Source organism: Streptomyces sp. NPDC091649, assembly GCF_044756785.1.
Taxonomy (GTDB): Bacteria; Actinomycetota; Actinomycetes; order Streptomycetales; family Streptomycetaceae; genus Streptomyces.
This window is the reverse complement of sequence record NZ_JBIVTR010000008.1, coordinates 255109-272863: the sequence shown is the minus strand read 5'-3', so window position 1 is coordinate 272863 and position 17755 is coordinate 255109. Positions and strand designations below refer to the sequence as shown.

The following is a 17755-nucleotide window of genomic DNA, read 5'->3' as shown; positions in this document are numbered from 1 at the left end:
CGCGTCACTCCGTGCCCCGTTTCGAGGCACCCCATGCCACTTTTCTTCGTATCGAGAAGTTTTGCCTTCAATCCTTTGATCGATCATCGATCAGCGCCTTACAGTTCACTTCGCGGGCCCACCGGCCCCATCGCCCTGTCCTGCCAGCCAGGGCCTTCTCCACCCCCCTCCTCTCCGGAAGGCGGCGATCATGACCGACCCCGTAGGAAAGCTTCCGAGCGAGCTCGACCAGCTCCCGGACCGTGACCCCGAGGAGACCGCCGAGTGGGCGGCCTCCCTGGACGCCGTCACCCAGGCCGCTGGCCCGCACCGTGCCGCGTACCTGATGCGCCGCTCGCTGCAGCACGCCGAGGGCGCCGGTCTCGCGCTGCCCAAGCTGCTGGAGACCGATTACGTCAACTCCATCCCGACCGCCGCCGAGCCCGCGTTCGACGGCGATCTGGAGATGGAGTCGAAGATCACCGCGTGGAACCGCTGGAACGCGGCCGCGATGGTCACCCGGGGCGCCAGGCACGGGGTCGGCGGCCACATCGCCACCTTCGCCTCGGCGGCCTGGCTCTACGAGACCGGCTTCAACCACTTCTTCCGCGGCAAGGAGGGGGACGGCAGCGGCGACCAGCTCTACATCCAGGGCCACGCCTCCCCCGGCATCTACGCCCGCGCCTTCCTCGACGGCCGGATCAGCGAGCAGCAGCTCGACAACTTCCGCCAGGAGGCGGGGGGCGACGGCCTGCCCTCCTACCCGCACCCCCGGCGGCTGCCCTGGCTGTGGGAGTTCCCCACCGTGTCGATGGGCCTCGGCCCGCTCTCGGCCATCTACCAGGCGCGCTTCAACCGCTACCTGACCAACCGCAGCATCAAGGACACCGCCAACTCGCACGTCTGGGCCTTCCTGGGCGACGGCGAGATGGACGAGCCCGAGTCGACCGCCGCCCTCGCGCTGGCGGCCCGCGAGCAGCTCGACAACCTGACCTTCGTCATCAACTGCAACCTGCAGCGTCTCGACGGCCCGGTCCGCGCCAACTTCCGCGTGGTCCAGGAGCTGGAGGCGCAGTTCCGCGGGGCCGGCTGGAACGTCGTGAAGACGCTCTGGGGCAACGCCTGGGACGAGCTGTTCCAGCTGGACACCCAGGGGGCGCTGCTGCGCCGCCTGCGCGAGGTCCCGGACGCGCAGTTCCAGACGTACGCCACCCGCGACGTCGCCTACATCCGCGAGCACTTCTTCGGCGCCGAGCCGGCGCTCGTCGAGCTGGCGAAGCTGCTCACCGACGCGAAGATCGCCGAGTGCTTCTACACCTCGCGCGGCGGCCACGAGGCCCGCAAGGTCTACGCGGCCTACCGGGCGGCGATCGAGCACAAGGGCGCGCCGACGGTGATCCTGGCCCAGACGGTCAAGGGCTACACGCTCGGCAAGGGCTTCGAGTCCAAGAACGCCAACCACCAGATGAAGAAGCTGTCGATCGACGAGTTCAAGGGCATGCGCGAGCTGCTCGGCCTCCCGATCCCCGACAGCGCCTTCGCGGACGGCCTGGTCCCCTACGGCCACCCGGGCGCCGACTCCCCCGAGGTCCGCTACCTCCAGGAGCGCCGTGCCGCCCTCGGCGGCCCCGCCCCGGCCCGCCGGATGCACGCTTCCGCGCCGCTCCCGCAGCCCGAGGAGCGCGCGTTCAAGGCCCTCTACAAGGGGTCCGGCAAGCAGGAGATGGCCACCACCATGGCGTTCGTCCGCCTGGTGAAGGACCTGATGCGGGACAAGGAGACCGGCAAGCGCTGGGTGCCGATCGTCCCCGACGAGGCCCGTACCTTCGGTATGGAGTCGCTCTTCCCGTCCGCCGGCATCTACTCGCCGCTGGGCCAGACGTACGACCCGGTCGACCGCGACCAGCTGATGTACTACAAGGAGGCCAAGGACGGCCAGATCCTCAACGAGGGGATCACCGAGGCCGGGTCCATGGCCGACTTCATCGCCGCCGCCACGTCGTACGCGACGCACGGCGAGACGATGATCCCGTTCTACATCTTCTACTCGATGTTCGGCTGGCAGCGGACCGGCGACCAGATGTGGCAGCTCGCCGACCAGCTCGGCAAGGGCTTCATCGTCGGCGCGACGGCCGGCCGTACGACCCTGACCGGTGAGGGCCTCCAGCACGCGGACGGCCACTCCCACCTGATCGCGGCCACCAACCCGGCCTCGCTCAACTACGACCCGGCGTTCGCGTACGAGGTCGCGGTGATCGTCAAGGACGGTCTGCGCCGGATGTACGGCCCCGAGGCCGAGGACGTCTTCTACTACCTGACGGTCTACAACGAGCCGAAGCCCCAGCCCGCGATGCCCGACGGCGTCGAGGAGGGCATCGTCAAGGGCCTGTACCGCTTCAAGGAGGGCACGCCCGCGAAGGCGGACGCGCCGCGCCTGCAATTGCTGGCCTCCGGTACGGCGATCCACTGGGCCCTGGAGGCCCAGGAGCTGCTGGCCGCCGACTGGGGTGTCACGGCCGACGTCTGGTCCGCCACCTCGTGGGGCGAGCTGCGCCGCGACGCGCTGGAGGCCGACGAGGCGCTGCTCCGCGGTGAGCAGCGGGTTCCGTACGTGACCCAGGCGCTCGCCGGCGCGCCGGGCCCGGTGCTCGCGGTCAGCGACTGGATGCGCCAGGTCCCGGACCAGATCAGCCAGTGGGTGGAGCAGGACTGGTCCTCGCTCGGCACGGACGGCTTCGGCCTCTCCGACACCCGCGCCGCGGCCCGTCGCCACTTCGGCGTCGACGCCCAGTCGATCGTGGTGGCCTCCCTCGCCCAGCTCGCCCGCCGCGGCGAGGTCCCGGCCTCCGCCGTCAAGGAGGCCCGGGAGCGCTACGGGCTCTGAGCCCGCTCCCGTAGAGAGCTGAAGCCCCCGGTCACCGGTGCGGACGCGTCCGACGACGCGTCCGTGCCGGCGGCCGGGGGTCTCGGCATCGGCGGCCCTCCCGTCGCGCTGCCGCCACAATGGGCCCATGCGTGCTGCCCGGCTGATCAAGATGGTGCTGCTCCTGCAGTCCCGACCCGCGATGACCGCCGCCGAGCTGGCGGCCGAGCTGGAGGTGTCGGAGCGTACGGTCACCCGGGACGCGCAGGCGCTCTCCGACGCGGGCGTCCCGGTGTACGCGGAGCGCGGCCGGGCCGGCGGCTACCGGCTCGTCGGCGGGTACCGCACCCGGCTGACCGGCCTCGCCCGGGACGAGGCGGAGGCGCTCTTCCTCTCCGGGCTGCCCGCCGCCCTGCGCGAGATGGGGCTGGAGGACGCGGCGTCGGCCGCCCGGCTCAAGGTGTCGGCGGCGCTGCTGCCCTCCCTGCGCGACGCCTCCTCCTCCGCCGCCCGGCGCTTCCACCTGGACGCGCCCTCCTGGTACCACGAGCCGGAGACCCCCGAACTGCTGCCCGCGATCGCCGACGCGGTCTGGGACGACCGGCTGCTGCGGGCCCGCTACCGCAGGGGCCGAGGACGCGAGGCGGGCGAGGGGGGTACGGAGGTGGCGCGGGAGCTGGCTCCGTACGGTCTCGTCCTCAAGGCCGGGGTCTGGTATCTCTGCGCCCGGGCGGGCGACGACTTCCGGGTCTACCGGATCGACCGCTTCACCGCCGCGGAGCCCGCCGAGGAGCGCTTCGAGCGGGACGAGACGTTCGATCTGCCCGGGTTCTGGGCGGAGCGGGCCGCCGGGTTCGCCCGGTCCCTGCTGCGCACCGAGGTGACCGTACGGGTGTCCGGCCGCGGGGCGCGGCTGCTCGCGTACACGGGTGACCGGGCGGCGGCCCGGGCCGCGCTCGCCCGGGCCGCCGAGCCCGGCCCGGACGGGTGGCGCACGCTCGCACTGCCGGTGGAATCGCTGGACGTGGCCTACGGCCAGCTGCTGGCGCTGGGGCCCGAGTTGGAGGTTCTCGAACCGGAGTCGCTGCGGTCCCGGTTCGCGGACGCCGCCGAACGCCTGAGCGAGATGTATCGCTGAAAGGCTTCAATTCGGTGTCTGCGCGTGCGGGAGCACCCGGCAGGCTGGATGCTGGACCCGTGATGGACGAAACGGAATTCTGGGAGATCATCGACAGCACCCGCGAGGCCGCCGACGGCGACCCCGAGGACCACGCCGACCTGCTGGTGGAACGGCTGGTGCAGCTCGATCCCGAATCCGTGCTGGACTTCGCCCGGCACTTCGAGGCCCGCTACAACCGCGCCTACCGCTGGGATCTGTGGGGCGCTGCGGCCGTGCTGCTGGGCGGGGCGAGCGACGACGCGTTCGACTACTTCCGCTGCTGGCTGATCGGCCAGGGCCGGGAGGTCTTCGAGGGGGCGCTGCACGATCCGGACAGCCTGGCGGAGCTGCTGGAGGAATTCGACGAGGAGATGGACGGGGACGGCGAGGACCTGGGCTACGCGGCCGACGAGGCGCACGAGCAGCTCACCGGCGTTCTCGCACCCGACCTGGGGCTCCCGCCGCAGGCCGCCGAGCCGCTGGGCGTCCCGGTCGACTTCGAGGACGAGGAGGCGCTCGCCGCCCGTTTCCCCGAGCTGTGGGACCGCTTCGGACCCCGGTGATCCCGGGGCCGGGCGGTCGGGCGGGGCGTCGGGCGAGACGGTCAGGCGGGGCCGAGCGAGCGGCCCATGCAGACGTCGTCGACGTAGCGGCCGTTCAGGAAGAACTCCCCGGGCAGCACGCCTTCGACGACGAAGCCCTCGGAGGCGTACAGCGCGCGGGCCGGGTCGTTGTGCGCCAGCACCCGCAGCGTGATCCGGTTGGCGCCCTGGGCGCGGGCCTCGGCGAACGCGGCCCGCAGCAGGGTCCGCCCCACCCCCGCCCCGCGCGCCCAGGGCGCCACGGCCAGGCCCCGTATCTGGCGCACATGGGCGTTGGAGGCGAGCGGGGTGGGCGGGACGAGACGGATGTAGCCGGCGATGCCCACCGGTCCGTCCTCCCGCTCCGCCTCCGCCACGAGGAAGTCCTCCGGCTGGTGCCCCTCCTCGAAGAAGGGGTCGTACGGGGGGACGGGCCTCGGCAGGACCGCGTGCAGCGTCGACCAGGTGGACCGGTCGAGCTCGGCGAGTCCGGCGTCGTCGGCGGGCACGGCGGGGCGTACGGGACGGAGGGTGAGTGCGGCCATGGGGTCACTCTGCCACGCGGTGCTCCCCGTGTTCGAGGCGTTTCATGGGGCAGGATGGGCCCATGCCGAGCTCCCGTATCGCCGTCAGCGGATCGTCCGGACTCATCGGAGCGGCGCTGGTGCGCTCGCTGCGCGCCGACGGGCACGAGGTGGCCCGTCTGGTGCGCCGGCCCGCCAGATCCGGCGACGAGGTCGCGTGGGACCCCCGGCGCGGTTACGTGGACGCGGCCGGTCTCGTCGGCTGCGACGCCGTCGTGCACCTGGCCGGGGCCGGGGTGGGCGACCATCGCTGGACCGACGCCTACAAGCGGGAGATCCGGGACAGCCGGGTCCTGGGGACCGCCGCCGTCGCCGAGGCCGTCGCCTCGCTCGACACCCCGCCCCGCGTCCTGCTCTCCGGGTCCGCCATCGGCTTCTACGGCGACACCGGGGACCGTCCGGTGGACGAGAGCGCGCCGCCGGGGGACGGGTTCCTGCCCTCGGTCTGCGAGGAGTGGGAGGCGGCCACCGCCGCCGCCGAGGAAGCGGGGGTGCGCACCGTGCACGCCCGGACCGGCCTGGTCGTCGGCCGCGAGGGCGGGGCCTGGGGACGGCTCTTCCCCTTGTTCAGGGCGGGGTTGGGCGGGAAGCTGGGCAACGGCCGCCAGTACTGGAGCTTCATCGCGCTGCACGACCACGTCGCGGCGCTGCGCCACATCCTGGACACCGAGTCGCTGTCCGGGCCGGTGAACCTGACCGGGCCGAAGCCCGTCACCAACGCCGAGGTGACCGCCGCGATGGGGCGGGTGCTGCACCGTCCGACGCTGTTCGCCGCGCCGGCGCCGGCGCTGCGGCTGGTGCTCGGGGAGTTCGCGGAGGACGTGCTGGGCAGCCAGCGGGTGATCCCGGCGAAGCTGCTGGACTCCGGATTCCCGTTCGCCTTCCCCGGCATCGACGGGGCGATCCGCGCCGCGCTGCGCTGAGCCGGCCGCGCCGGCGGCCACCGGTCCGCGCGCCCCTTCGCGACCCGCCCGGCGCGGATTGTGCGACCCCGTGCCACGGTGCTCCCCGGCACGCGCGTCTGACCGAGTATCGGCCATCCTCCTAGCCTCGATGCGAACTCCGGCATTCCGGGGGCCTGTTGGGGGCAAGAGCCTCCCACCAGTCGCACCGACTCGGGGAGGGGCACGTGCCCAGCACGGCACACCACGCAGACGTGGTCATCATCGGGGCCGGAATCGCCGGCCTGTCAGCGGCCCACCTGCTCATCGGGGCGGGGCTCGACGTCAGCGTTCTGGAGGCCGCGCCCCGGGTGGGCGGCCGGCTCGCCACCGAAGAGCTGGACGGGTTCCGGCTCGACCGCCTCGGCCCGCTGCTCTGCGCCGCCTGGCCGGAGCTGACCGGCACTCCGGGGCTGGGCGCTCCGGAGCTGCGGAGGTTCGCGCCGGGACTCCTGATCCACAGCGAGGGCCGTCGCCAGCTCACCGGCGACATACGGAGCGCAAGGGGCGCACTCAAGGGGGTACGCACCCGATCGAGCGCCCCACGCACACTCCGCGCCCCCTGGGCGGCGCAGAGCGCGTACGGGTCCGAGCACGGCGCTCCGGCGCGCACCGGCGGCCGGGGCGGGGCGGTGACCGGGGCGATCGACCGGGCCCGGCTGGGCGCGGCGCTGTCCCGGCTGGCGGCGACCCCTCCGGCCCGGCTCCTGGCGCGCCCGGAGCGGACGGTCGCCGCCGCCCTGGCCGGCGTCGCGCTGCCCGCCCGTACGGTGGACGGCGTCCTGCGCCCCCTCCTCTCCGCGCTGCTCAGCGACCCCGCCCTCACCACGTCGAGCCGGTGCGCCGATCTCGCCCTGCGGGACTACGCACGCGGCGGCCTGTGCGTTCCGGCGGGCGGGTCCTCCGCGCTGCCGGAGCTGCTGGCGGCCTCGCTGCCGCCGGGAACGGTGCGTACGGGCGTCCATGTGACGGCTGCCGACATCACCTCCGTCCACACCAAGGAGCACGGTGAACTGGCGTGCCGCTCCCTGCTGCTGGCCACCGGCGCGGGGGCGGCGGCCGAGCTGCTGCCCGGTCTGCGGGTGCCGTCCTTCCGTCCGGCGACGGTCCTTCACCACACCGCCCCCGCTCCGCCGCCCACGGGCAGGTCGCTGGTGCTGGACGGCGACCGGTCGGGTCCGGTGGCGTACACCGCGGTGATGAGCGAGGTCGACCCCTCGCGGGCGCCGAAGGGCCGGACGCTGATCACCTCGACGGTGCTCGGAACCCCGCCGCCGGACCTGGACCGCTCGGTGCGGGCGCATCTGTCGGCGCTGTACGGCGTGCCGACGGGCGGCTGGGAGCTGCTGGCGGCCCATCACGACCCCGAGGCGGTGCCCGCGATGGAGGCCCCGCACGATCCGCGCCGCCCGGTACGGGTGCTGGCCGGGCTGTACGTGTGCGGTGACCACCGCGACACCAGTACGGTCCAGGGCGCGCTGCACTCGGGCCGCCGGGCGGCCGGGGCGATCCTCACCGATCTGGGCGTCCCGGGCGCGCACGGAGTCAGCGCGCGCCTGCCGGAGGCGGCCTGACGGCGCGCCGACCGCTCCGGGGCCGCCGGGCCGCCCGCCGCTGCCGGGTGCCCGGGCCGCCCGGGTCAGCCGAGGGCGGCGACCCGGTCGCGGTAGCCGCGTACGGCGACCGCGTCCCGATAGGGCTCCAGGCTGTGCTCGAAGGCGCGTACGTACTCCGTGGCGCGCGCCGACCGCATCTCGGCCGCCTGCTGGGCGGCCTCCGCGCCCAGGTGGCATGCCTGGTCCAGCTCGCCCAGCCCCAGGCGGGCCGAGGCGAGGACCACCCGGCAGAACAGCCTGCTGCGGGCGTACGCCGGGGCGCGCAGCTGGAGCGACCGCTCGGCGTGCTGGGCGGCGGCGCGGTACTGCTGGAGGTCGCGGTGGCAGTGGCCCAGCTCGTCGGCGAGCTGCGCCTCGTCGAAGGTGCGGGCCCAGTGCGGCACCTCGTCGCCGGGACGCGCCGTCTCCAGGGCGTGTTCGGCCCGGGTCAGGGCGGCGGTGCAGGAGCGGGCCTCGCCGAGCACGCCGTGCCCGCGCGCCTCGACCGCGTGCAGCAGCGCCTGGACGAGGGGCGGGGCGGCCGAGCCGACCCCCTGCTGGGCGACGCGGGCGAGCTGGACGGCCTCCCTGCCGTGGCCGAGGTAGACCGCCTGCCTGCTCATCGTGATCAGCACGTAGGCGCCGTACCCCCGGTCCCCCGCGGCCTGGGCCAGCCGCAGCGCCTGGACGAAGTACCGCTGGGCCAGGCCGTGGGCGGCGATGTCGTACGAGGTCCAGCCGGCCAGCCGGGTCAGGTCCGCGACCGCGGCGAACAGCCTCCGCCCGGTGGCCTCGCCGTACGTGCCCCGGAGCATCGGCTCCGCCTCGTGCTCCAGATACCGCACGAGGGCCTGCCGGGCGTGGCCGCCGCCGTACGCGTGGTCGAGGGTGCGGAAGAGTTCGCCGACCGAGCGCAGCGCCGCGACGTCCCCGCCGCCGACCCGCTGCCCCGGACCGCGGTCCGTCTGCCGCTGGCGCGGGACCACGGGCAGCGCCCCGGCCCCGGGTGGCGCGCCGGCGGCGGGAGGGTGTGTGCCGGCCGGGTGCGTGGCGGTGGGGCCCGGGGGCGTGGGCCGCGGCGGCCCGGTGGCGGGGCGCGTCAGGCCCCGGATCTCGGTGCGCGGCGCCGCGCCCGCCCGGCTCGGTGAGGGGGCCGCGGGCTCGCCCCCGGCCCGGCGGGCCGCCGCGCCGTCCCGGGCCACCCACTCGTCGGGCCGGCCGATCAGCCAGTCGCGGCTGGGGACGACGAGCCCGGCCGGGGTGAAGGCGATCTTGCGCAGCTCGGTGTGGGTGCCGGAGTCCTTGCGCCAGAGACCGCTGACGATGTCGACCGCCTCGGCGGGCGTGGCCGCGAACTCCAGCCCCGCGTAGACGGGCGCGCAGGCGTCGAGCCCGAGGTCCTGCGCGGAGAGCCGCCGCCCGAGCCGCCGGGTGAACACCTCGGCGATCAGCGCGGGCGTGGTGCCGCGCGGCTGCTGTCCCCGCAGCCAGCGGGTGACCGAGGTCTTGTCGTACCGCAGGTCGAGGCCGTGTTCGAGGCCGAGCTGATCGACCCGGCGGGCCAGGCCGGCGTGCGAGAAGCCGGCTTCCGCGATGAGTGAGGCGAGGCGGCGGTTGGGCGTGCGCTGCGGGGGTCGTTCCGACATCAGCTGTACGGTCTCCTGCCTTCGGGGCCGGACGGAGCAGCCCACATGGGAACGGCGCGAATTTAGCGGCCACCGGGGCGTTCGCAGCCACCCTTTGCTCCACGTTCATCCGATCGTGTGAGGATTCGGGGCGGAGCTGACGGAAAGGTCCGCCCCGGGACCGGCCGCGCGAACCTGCCGGGGGGATGTCCGGGCGACGGTCGTACAGTGGATGCGGGCGCGATCAGTGCAGGGCGCCGCCGTCCCGGGGACACCCCTCCGGGCGTACGGGGCCCCAGGTAGGGAGGCATCGGTGAGCGAGCTGCGGTTCGTCCGTCTGGGCTTCGGCGAACAGGCCGTCGCGTACACGGAGGCTTGGCAGAAGCAGCGTGAGGTGCACGCGGACCGGTTCGAGGACCGGGTGCCCGACACCTGCCTGCTCCTGGAGCACCCGCCCGTCTACACCGCGGGACGCCGTACGGCGGACAGCGAACGTCCACTGGACGGCACGCCGGTCATCGACGTGGACCGCGGCGGGAAGATCACCTGGCACGGCCCCGGGCAGCTCGTCGGCTACCCGATCCAGAAGCTGCCGCGCCCGGTCGACGTCGTCGCGCACGTCCGCCGGCTGGAGGACGCGCTGATCCGCACGGCCGCCGACTTCGGCGTGGAGACCTCCCGGATCGAGGGCCGCAGCGGCGTCTGGGTGCTCGGCGACCCGGTCGAGCAGCGCCGGGCGGCGGGCGGACTCTCGCTGGACTTCGACCCGAGGCTCCAGGACGAGGAGTTCGACCCGCGGCTGAACGGCCCCGAGTACGCCCCGTCCAACGCCGGCCAGCGCCACGAGGACCGCAAGCTGGCCGCGATCGGGATCCGGGTCGCCAAGGGCGTCACGATGCACGGCTTCGCCCTCAATGTGAACCCGGACAACACCTGGTTCGACCGAATCGTGCCGTGCGGCATCCGGGACGCCGGGGTCACGTCCCTCTCGGGCGAGCTGGGCCGGGAGGTCACCATCGAGGAGGTGCTGCCGGTCGCCGAGAAACACCTGCGGGACGTCCTGGAGAACGCGGAACTCGCGCCGAGAGCGATCGAGCGGCCGGCGGCCCCGGCCCCGGCGTAGTACCGACCGGTCGTACTCGCCAGTAGTCCCGGCTTCACCACCGGCCGGGGAATAGGCCCCGCCGGCCGCAGGTTGGGCAGGCGTACGACCGTTCGATGTAGGGGCGTACCCTGGTGTCCGCCGAAGAATCCCAAGCGAATAGCGCGCGAGTACCTCGCGAATCCCACGCGAAGCCCACGCGAATCCAACGCAGCAGAAAGCAAAGGGGAGTGCCGGAGTGTCCGCTGTCGCACCCGACGGGCGCAAGATGCTGCGCCTGGAGGTCCGAAACAGCCAGACCCCCATCGAGCGCAAGCCCGAGTGGATCAAAACGCGGGCGAAGATGGGCCCCGAGTACAAGCAGCTGCAGCAGCTGGTGAAGGGCGAGGGGCTGCACACGGTCTGCCAGGAGGCGGGCTGCCCCAACATCTTCGAGTGCTGGGAGGACCGCGAGGCCACCTTCCTCATCGGCGGTGACCAGTGCACCCGGCGCTGCGACTTCTGCCAGATCGACACGGGCAAGCCGCAGGCGCTGGACCGTGACGAGCCCCGTCGCGTCGGCGAGTCGGTCGTCACGATGGACCTGAACTACGCCACCATCACCGGCGTCGCCCGCGACGACCTGGAGGACGGCGGGGCCTGGCTGTACGCCGAGACCGTCCGCCAGATCCACACGCTCACCGCGGAGCGGGAGGCCGGCGCGACCAAGGTCGAGCTGCTGATCCCCGACTTCAACGCGGAGCCCGAGCAGCTCGCCGAGGTCTTCTCCTCGCGCCCCGAGGTGCTCGCGCACAACGTGGAGACGGTGCCGCGGATCTTCAAGAGGATCCGCCCCGGCTTCCGGTACGAGCGCTCCCTGGAGGTCATCACCCGCGCCCGCGAGGCCGGCCTGATCACCAAGTCGAACCTGATCCTCGGCATGGGCGAGACCCGCGAGGAGGTCAGCGAGGCGCTCCAGGACCTCCACGACGCGGGTTGCGAGCTCATCACGATCACGCAGTACCTGCGCCCCTCCGTACGGCACCACCCCGTCGAGCGCTGGGTGAAGCCGCACGAGTTCGTCGAGCTGAAGGACGAGGCCGACGCGATCGGCTACTCCGGCGTGATGTCGGGTCCGCTGGTGCGGTCCTCGTACCGCGCGGGGCGTCTCTTCCAGCAGGCGATGGAGGCGCGCGGCGCGGCCGCCGCCGGGAGCGTCCAGGCCGCACCGGCCGTGTGAATCCGCTCACGAGCTTCTACCGAGCAGTATCCGTGTGACCGAAGCGGTCCGGACGCTCCCCGCAGGTCGGGGACGCGTACGGACCGCTTCGGCGTGCGCGGCACCGGAATGAAGGTTTCATTGGTGTTTGACCACCCGGTCACGCGCTGGTAACACCAGACAGTGACCCTAGGTACACCTTCGGCAGCGGCTCCCGCAGCCGCCGCCGGCCGCTTCTCGCACTCAGTCCGCGCCCGGCGGGCGCTTCCACTCCGAGGAGAAACCACGATGCAGGCCGCACCGGTCCGCGCCCACGCACTTCCGTCCGTCTCCACCGCCCTGCGCGCCGTCGAGTCGCTGCTCCTGAGCGGCGGCCAGCGCACCGCCCGCCGCAACGCCTGGACGGCCGTCCTGGAGGACCGCCGCCGCGCCAAGGACCGGGTGGAGGCCCAGCACGTGCTGGAAGCCGTGGCCGACCACCGTTCCTAGGTCGTCCCCGCGCCACGTAAACTTCCGTACATGGCGAGGAAGGCAAAAACCGAAGGCGCGGACAGCGCCGAGAACGCAGGGCGGCTCAAGCAGATCGCCCTGACCTACAAGATGACCAGGCGGACCGACAGCAAGATCGGTCTTATCGTCGCGGGTGTCGGAATCGTCACGTTCGGTGTCCTCCTCGGCATCGGCTTCGCGATCGGCCACCCGGTCTATCTGGGCATCCTGGGCTTCGTCCTGGCCGTCCTCGCGATGGCGATCATCTTCGGCCGACGCGCCGAGCGGGCGGCCTTCGGTCAGATGGAGGGGCAGCCCGGCGCGGCGGCGGCCGTCCTGGACCGGATCGGACGCGGCTGGACCACCACCCCCGCGGTGGCGATGAACCGCAGCCAGGACGTCGTCCACCGGGCGGTCGGCAAGGCGGGCATCGTCCTGGTGGCCGAAGGCAACCCGAACCGGGTCAAGAGCCTGCTGGCGGCCGAGAAGAAGAAGATGGCCCGCATCGTGGTGGACGTGCCGGTGCACGACATCATCGTCGGCAACGGCGAGGGCCAGGTGCCCCTGAAGAAGGTCCGCACCAAGATGATGAAGCTTCCCCGCGTCCTGACCGGCCCGCAGGTGACCAGCACCAACGACCGGCTGCGGGCGATGGGCGACCTGATGAGCAACATGCCGCTGCCGAAGGGCCCGATGCCCAAGGGCATGCGGATGCCGCGCGGCGGGAAAATGCGCTGACCGCGCACGGCTGACCGCGAGGCGCACGCGGCGACACGACGGGGCGGCCCCAGACCGGCGAACGGTCCCGGGGCCGCCCCGTTTCTCACGTGCGGCCTGTTCTCCGTGCGGGAGGGTCTGCGCCCGGGGTGTTCTCGCCTCCTGGCCGGGGCCGGGGAGGCGGCCCCGGTACGGCTTCGCCTTCGACCGGGAAGCCCCCTCCGGGGCAGGGGAAATCCCGCCCCGAGGAGGCTTCGGCTCCCCCGGTGCGCGGGAAGGTCACATCCGGACCTGCACGGCGCGGGACAGCCGGTCGTGCAGTCCGCGCCCGTCGCGGTCCCAGACCAGCGCCGGGATGACGAGGAGGAGGAGCACGGTCCGCAGGACCACCCGCACGAACCCGAGCCGGCCGCCGTCGGCGGCGACCACCCGGACCCCCAGCAGGCGCTTACCGGGCGTGCAGCCGATGGTCCCGACGGTCAGCAGGCTCATCACGAGGAAGACCCCGAGTGCCCAGTTGCCCGCCGCCTGCTGGTCACCGCGAGCGAACAGCCCGTATGCAATCACCATGCAGAGCGACCAGTCGATGAAGAGGGCCCCGAAGCGCCGGCCGAGCGGAGCGACCGATCCGGGCCCCTTCTCGGGCAGCCCCAGCCCCTGACCCCGGTAACCGAAGTCGACGCCCATCTCCTCGGCGGCCGCACGGGGTCCCGAGAGCCACGATCCCATTACTTGCCTGTTGTCCACCCGTCCACGGTACTGCTCCGGGGTCTGCCCCAGGCCGGGCGGGGCACCGGAAACAGTCGCGGAGATGCCGTCCGCCACCGCCCTGGTTAACTTGGGCGAAACAAATGGGTCACGCTTGAGAAATCACGCCTGCCTATGGTCGGGTCCAGCCTGCGCCACCGCACTGGCCGCACCACGAGCTGCAACCCCGCCCCTCCCGGGTCGGGAGTAGGAGGAGTTGGATGTTCCAGAACGCCGACGAAGTGCAGAAGTACGTAGCGGACAACGACGTCAAGTTCATCGATGTCCGGTTCTGCGACCTGCCCGGGGTGATGCAGCACTTCACCATCCCGGCGGCGACCTTCGACCCGGCCGAGGAACTGGCCTTCGACGGTTCGTCGATCCGCGGCTTCCAGGCCATCCACGAGTCGGACATGGCGCTGCGCGCGGACCTGTCGACGGCGCGGGTGGACCCCTTCCGCCGCGACAAGACCGTCAACATCAACTTCTTCATCCACGACCCGATCACGGGCGAGCAGTACAGCCGTGACCCGCGCAACATCGCCAAGAAGGCCGAGGCGTACCTGTCCTCGACCGGCATCGCGGACACCGCGTACTTCGGCCCCGAGGCCGAGTTCTACGTCTTCGACAACGTCCGCTTCCAGACGTCGGCGAACGAGAGCTTCTACCACATCGACTCCGAGGCCGGCGCCTGGAACACCGGTGCCCTGGAGAACAACCGCGGCTACAAGGTCCGCTACAAGGGCGGCTACTTCCCCGTCCCGCCGGTGGACCACTTCGCCGACCTGCGTGCCGAGATCTCCCTGGAGCTGGACAAGAACGGCCTCCAGGTCGAGCGCCAGCACCACGAGGTCGGCACCGCCGGCCAGGCCGAGATCAACTACAAGTTCAACACGCTGCTCGCCGCGGCCGACGACCTGATGCTCTTCAAGTACATCGTGAAGAACGTCGCCTGGCGCAACGGCAAGACCGCGACCTTCATGCCGAAGCCGATCTTCGGCGACAACGGCTCGGGCATGCACGTGCACCAGTCGCTGTGGCAGGGCGGCATTCCGCTCTTCTACGACGAGCAGGGCTACGCCGGCCTCTCCGACATGGCCCGCTACTACATCGGCGGCATCCTGAAGCACGCCCCGTCGCTGCTGGCCTTCACCAACCCGACGGTGAACTCCTACCACCGCCTGGTCCCCGGCTTCGAGGCCCCGGTCAACATGGTGTACTCGCAGCGCAACCGCTCCGCCGCGATGCGTATCCCGATCACCGGCTCGAACCCGAAGGCCAAGCGCGTCGAGTTCCGCGCCCCGGACCCGTCCTCGAACCCGTACCTCGCCTTCTCCGCGCTGCTGATGGCGGGCCTGGACGGCGTGAAGAACAAGATCGAGCCGCCGGAGCCGATCGACAAGGACCTCTACGAGCTGGCTCCCGAGGAGCACGCCAACGTCCAGCAGGTCCCGACCTCCCTCCCGGCCGTGCTGGAGGCCCTGGAGGCGGACAACGAGTACCTCCAGGCGGGCGGCGTCTTCACGCCGGACCTGATCGAGACGTGGATCGACTACAAGCGCACCCACGAGATCGCCCCGATCCAGCTGCGTCCGCACCCGCACGAGTTCGAGCTGTACTTCGACATCTAGGACCGCCGCAGGTAGAGGGGCTCTCCCCTCACCTGGGCCGTCTGTGGGCCGTCGGCCGTGTCCCTCCGGGGGCACGGCCGACGGCCTTTCCCGCTGCCGCCACACCGCGACGGGCACCGCTCCGTCCCCGCCGTCCTCGGCGGCCGGGCCGAACGCCGCGTCGACGGCCCCGCACGCCCGGCCCTGGCTGTCGGGCAGGGGGCGGGTGTGCGTCCGCAGCGTGAAGCTCAGCGCAGCGAGGGCCTGGCCCGTCCCGCCCAGTACTCGTCCGCCGTGATGCCCAGCAGGACCACGTCGTGGTGGGCTCCCGCGAAGTATTCGTGCTGGCGCAGTCGGCCCTCCTCCACGAAGCCGAGTTTGCGGTACAAAGCCAGGGAGGCGTCGTTGAAGGCGTAGACCTCCACCTCGCACTTGTGGCAGCGCTGTTCGGCGAACATGTACGTGAGGAGCAGTTCGGACGCCTCGGCCGCGTAGCCCTGGCGGCGGTGCTCCCGGGTGACCTCGATGCCCGTACGGAAGCGGCCGGCCCGGGCGTCCGTCTCGCCCACCGACACCGCGCCGACGAAGGCGTGCTCGAAGCGGGTCTCGATGACCAGTTGGTACGCGGCCGGGTCCGGGGTGCGGCCGGCGCGTTCGGCGGTCCAGGCGCGGAAGCTCTCGTCCGAGCGTGGGGGGTCGACCACACCGGCGTTCCGGGCGTCCACGGTGTGCAGCGCCAGGGCCCGGAAGCCCTCCCAGTCCTGCGGTTCCACGCCCCGCAGGCGTACCCTCTCGCCGGTCCACAAGTCGGTCATCGCTCTCCACGGTCTCGGTCTCGACGGCCCCCGTGCCGGGGCCGGGTGCGTACGGGCTGTACGGGTGCTCACGGGTGTGCGGCGTCCTGGCTGCGGTGGTGCGGGTGCGCGGCCGGGCCGGTCACGCGAGTCCGGCGGCGATGGTTCGTGCGCAGTCCAGGGACTCCGTGTGCGTGGTGTCCACCTCCAGGTCGTACACCACACCCCGTTGGACCGTCTCCGCCTGTGCTGCGGCCATGCCCCGGGGACGGTCCCCGCGGGCGGTCTCGCGGGCCTCGGCCACCGCGCTCTCGCAGCGGACCCCGACCCACAGCACGTCCAGTCCCGCCAGCGCCTTCCGCCACGGTTCCTGGGAGGCGGGGCCGCCGAGGAACACGTCGTCGACGATGACCCGGGCGCCCGCCCGGACCATCGCGGCGACGCCCTCGCGCCAGGCCGCCTCCAGTCTCCGGAACTCCGGCCCGACGGCCACGCCGCCGTCCTCGGCGAATGCGATGCCCGCGTCCGAGGTGCGCAGGGACGCGGGCAGCGCATCGACGAAGGCGTCGATCGCGGCGGCGAGCCAGGGGCCTGGCAGTTCCGCCTGGAGGCAGCGGACGATGCCGGACTTGCCGGAGCTGGACCCGCCGTTCAGCACGATCACCTGGGTGGTCACCCGGACACCCTAGAGGGGATCGGTGCGGCGTTCGACGCGTTTTCGGACGAGGACCGCTCAGTTGTCCGGACGTGACGCTGCCCCGGCCGTGGTCGGTGGCGGACGACGCCCCGGGGCCGGTGCCGTCCGTGACCGGGCCGGCCGGTCGGTCTGGCCGCCGGCACCGGCCCTGTCCCGCCCGGGGCGGGGGCAGCGGCGTCGTGTGCCCGCGCCCCCGGCCGGGCGAGCCGGCCGGGGGCGCGGTGCGGTCGATGGCCGGCTCGGGTCGGTCCGGTCAGCGGCCGTAGCGGATCAGGGCGCGGACCATCCGGCAGGTGGTGTCGGACGGCCGGTGGATGCCCAGGCGCTCCGCGGCGAGCCGTATCCGGTGGTTGCGCGCGCTGGAGGGCTGGTAGACCCCGCTGTCGAGCAGGGCGATGGCCAGGCGCATGGCCTTGAGGCGGCGGTTGTGGGAGACGTACCACTCGCGGGGACGGCCCGCGGGCAGCCGCTTCTTCGGCGGCGGCCCGGGGAGCGGCGAGTGGAAGGGCATCGGGAGCTGTCGGTCGAGCGGCTCGGTCGTGACTGCGGCAACGGCCATCGGCATCCTCCTGGCAGCGTGGTGGAACCCTCACGAACTCCCTCCATTTTACTGCCGACCACTGACAATCACCCCTGGCCAGAGGCCCTTTCGGCAGTCCCTCGCGTAACCTCGGCCCCATGGAGATCTGGATCAACCCGGCCTGTTCCAAGTGCCGCAGCGCCCTCACCCTGCTCGACGCGGAGGGGGCCGACTACACCGTCCGCCGCTACCTGGAGGACGTGCCCTCGCCCGAGGAGATCCGGGCCGTGCTGGACCGGCTCGGTCTCGAACCGTGGGACATCACGCGGACGCGGGAGTCGGCGGCGAAGGAGCTGGGTCTCAAGGAGTGGCCGCGGGAGGCCGGTTCGCGCGGGAGGTGGATCGCCGCGCTGTCCGAGCACCCACAGCTGATCCAGCGGCCGATCATCACCGCCGAGGACGGCACGGCCGTGGTGGCGCGGAGTGAGGAAGCGGTACGGAACGCGTTGGGACGGTAGCCGGGGCCGTCATCCGCCCTGCCCGGCCGCCCCGCC

At 72.7% G+C, this 17755-nt stretch carries 17 protein-coding genes; 11 read left to right on the top strand and 6 right to left on the bottom strand.

All coding sequences use genetic code 11. The features are described from left to right. Window positions 1-190 precede the first annotated feature (190 nt). The 3 genes from aceE (at window position 191) to ACIQMU_RS17070 (ending at window position 4564) form a co-directional block, all read left to right on the top strand. Entirely contained in the window at window positions 191-2863 is a 2673-nt protein-coding gene (gene aceE / locus ACIQMU_RS17080) for a pyruvate dehydrogenase (acetyl-transferring), homodimeric type (RefSeq protein ID WP_402689114.1), read from the top strand. 127 nt (window positions 2864-2990) lie between these two features. After that, window positions 2991-3980: a WYL domain-containing protein gene (locus tag ACIQMU_RS17075; protein WP_352242440.1), complete on the top strand. Its 990-nt coding sequence runs from the start codon at window positions 2991-2993 to the stop codon at window positions 3978-3980. Between the two features lie 62 nt (window positions 3981-4042). Continuing rightward, window positions 4043-4564, top strand: coding sequence for a DUF4240 domain-containing protein (locus ACIQMU_RS17070; RefSeq protein WP_402689125.1), 522 nt, complete (start codon window positions 4043-4045; stop codon window positions 4562-4564). Between the two features lie 41 nt (window positions 4565-4605). Here ACIQMU_RS17070 and ACIQMU_RS17065 read toward each other — a convergent pair whose 3' ends face one another. Then, window positions 4606-5127, bottom strand: a complete 522-nt coding sequence (locus ACIQMU_RS17065; RefSeq protein ID WP_356733373.1) for a GNAT family N-acetyltransferase — start codon at window positions 5125-5127, stop codon at window positions 4606-4608. Window positions 5128-5189: 62 nt separating this feature from the next. Here ACIQMU_RS17065 and ACIQMU_RS17060 point away from each other — a divergent pair, with 62 nt between their 5' ends. Together ACIQMU_RS17060 and ACIQMU_RS17055 are read left to right on the top strand one after the other, a co-directional pair. Further along, complete coding sequence (locus ACIQMU_RS17060; RefSeq protein ID WP_352242437.1) at window positions 5190-6089, top strand: TIGR01777 family oxidoreductase; 900 nt, start codon at window positions 5190-5192, stop codon at window positions 6087-6089. A 206-nt stretch (window positions 6090-6295) separates the two neighbouring features. Further along, window positions 6296-7681 (top strand): FAD-dependent oxidoreductase, encoded by a 1386-nt coding sequence (locus ACIQMU_RS17055; RefSeq protein ID WP_402689113.1) that lies wholly within the window; start codon window positions 6296-6298, stop codon window positions 7679-7681. A gap of 65 nt (window positions 7682-7746) precedes the next feature. Here the strand turns inward: ACIQMU_RS17055 and ACIQMU_RS17050 are convergent, their stop codons facing one another. Continuing rightward, window positions 7747-9348 (bottom strand): regulator, encoded by a 1602-nt coding sequence (locus ACIQMU_RS17050; protein WP_352242435.1) that lies wholly within the window; start codon window positions 9346-9348, stop codon window positions 7747-7749. Window positions 9349-9640: 292 nt separating this feature from the next. Here ACIQMU_RS17050 and lipB point away from each other — a divergent pair, with 292 nt between their 5' ends. The 4 genes from lipB to ACIQMU_RS17030 all read left to right on the top strand — a co-directional run bounded on the left by lipB (window position 9641) and on the right by ACIQMU_RS17030 (window position 12854). Beyond that, a complete protein-coding gene (gene lipB, locus ACIQMU_RS17045) occupies window positions 9641-10450 on the top strand; it encodes a lipoyl(octanoyl) transferase LipB (RefSeq protein ID WP_352242434.1) in 810 nt (269 codons plus the stop codon). A gap of 217 nt (window positions 10451-10667) precedes the next feature. Then, window positions 10668-11648 (top strand): lipoyl synthase, encoded by a 981-nt coding sequence (gene lipA / locus ACIQMU_RS17040; RefSeq protein WP_402689112.1) that lies wholly within the window; start codon window positions 10668-10670, stop codon window positions 11646-11648. Window positions 11649-11915: 267 nt separating this feature from the next. Beyond that, on the top strand, window positions 11916-12116 hold the full coding sequence (locus ACIQMU_RS17035; protein WP_352242432.1) for a hypothetical protein: 201 nt from the start codon (window positions 11916-11918) through the stop codon (window positions 12114-12116). Between the two features lie 30 nt (window positions 12117-12146). Continuing rightward, window positions 12147-12854, top strand: a complete 708-nt coding sequence (locus tag ACIQMU_RS17030) for a DUF4191 domain-containing protein (protein ID WP_352242431.1) — start codon at window positions 12147-12149, stop codon at window positions 12852-12854. 258 nt (window positions 12855-13112) lie between these two features. On the opposite strand, the gene ACIQMU_RS17025 is transcribed toward ACIQMU_RS17030, so the two are convergent. Then, complete coding sequence (locus ACIQMU_RS17025) at window positions 13113-13520, bottom strand: RDD family protein (protein ID WP_352242468.1); 408 nt, start codon at window positions 13518-13520, stop codon at window positions 13113-13115. Window positions 13521-13801: 281 nt separating this feature from the next. Here ACIQMU_RS17025 and glnA point away from each other — a divergent pair, with 281 nt between their 5' ends. Then, window positions 13802-15211 carry a type I glutamate--ammonia ligase gene (glnA, locus tag ACIQMU_RS17020; RefSeq protein WP_352242430.1) on the top strand — a complete coding sequence of 470 codons (1410 nt, stop codon included), beginning with the start codon at window positions 13802-13804 and terminating at the stop codon, window positions 15209-15211. Between the two features lie 227 nt (window positions 15212-15438). Here glnA and ACIQMU_RS17015 read toward each other — a convergent pair whose 3' ends face one another. The 3 genes from ACIQMU_RS17015 to ACIQMU_RS17005 form a co-directional block, all read right to left on the bottom strand. Further along, the gene (locus ACIQMU_RS17015; protein ID WP_352242429.1) at window positions 15439-16005 is read right to left on the bottom strand and encodes a GNAT family protein; all 567 of its coding nucleotides are present in this window, start codon (window positions 16003-16005) and stop codon (window positions 15439-15441) included. Between the two features lie 121 nt (window positions 16006-16126). Further along, a complete protein-coding gene (gene cpt, locus ACIQMU_RS17010; RefSeq protein ID WP_402689111.1) occupies window positions 16127-16660 on the bottom strand; it encodes a chloramphenicol phosphotransferase CPT in 534 nt (177 codons plus the stop codon). A gap of 274 nt (window positions 16661-16934) precedes the next feature. Then, window positions 16935-17240 (bottom strand): hypothetical protein, encoded by a 306-nt coding sequence (locus ACIQMU_RS17005; protein ID WP_352242427.1) that lies wholly within the window; start codon window positions 17238-17240, stop codon window positions 16935-16937. Window positions 17241-17359: 119 nt separating this feature from the next. Here ACIQMU_RS17005 and ACIQMU_RS17000 point away from each other — a divergent pair, with 119 nt between their 5' ends. Then, window positions 17360-17719: an ArsC/Spx/MgsR family protein gene (locus ACIQMU_RS17000; RefSeq protein WP_402689110.1), complete on the top strand. Its 360-nt coding sequence runs from the start codon at window positions 17360-17362 to the stop codon at window positions 17717-17719. Window positions 17720-17755: the final 36 nt, after the last annotated feature.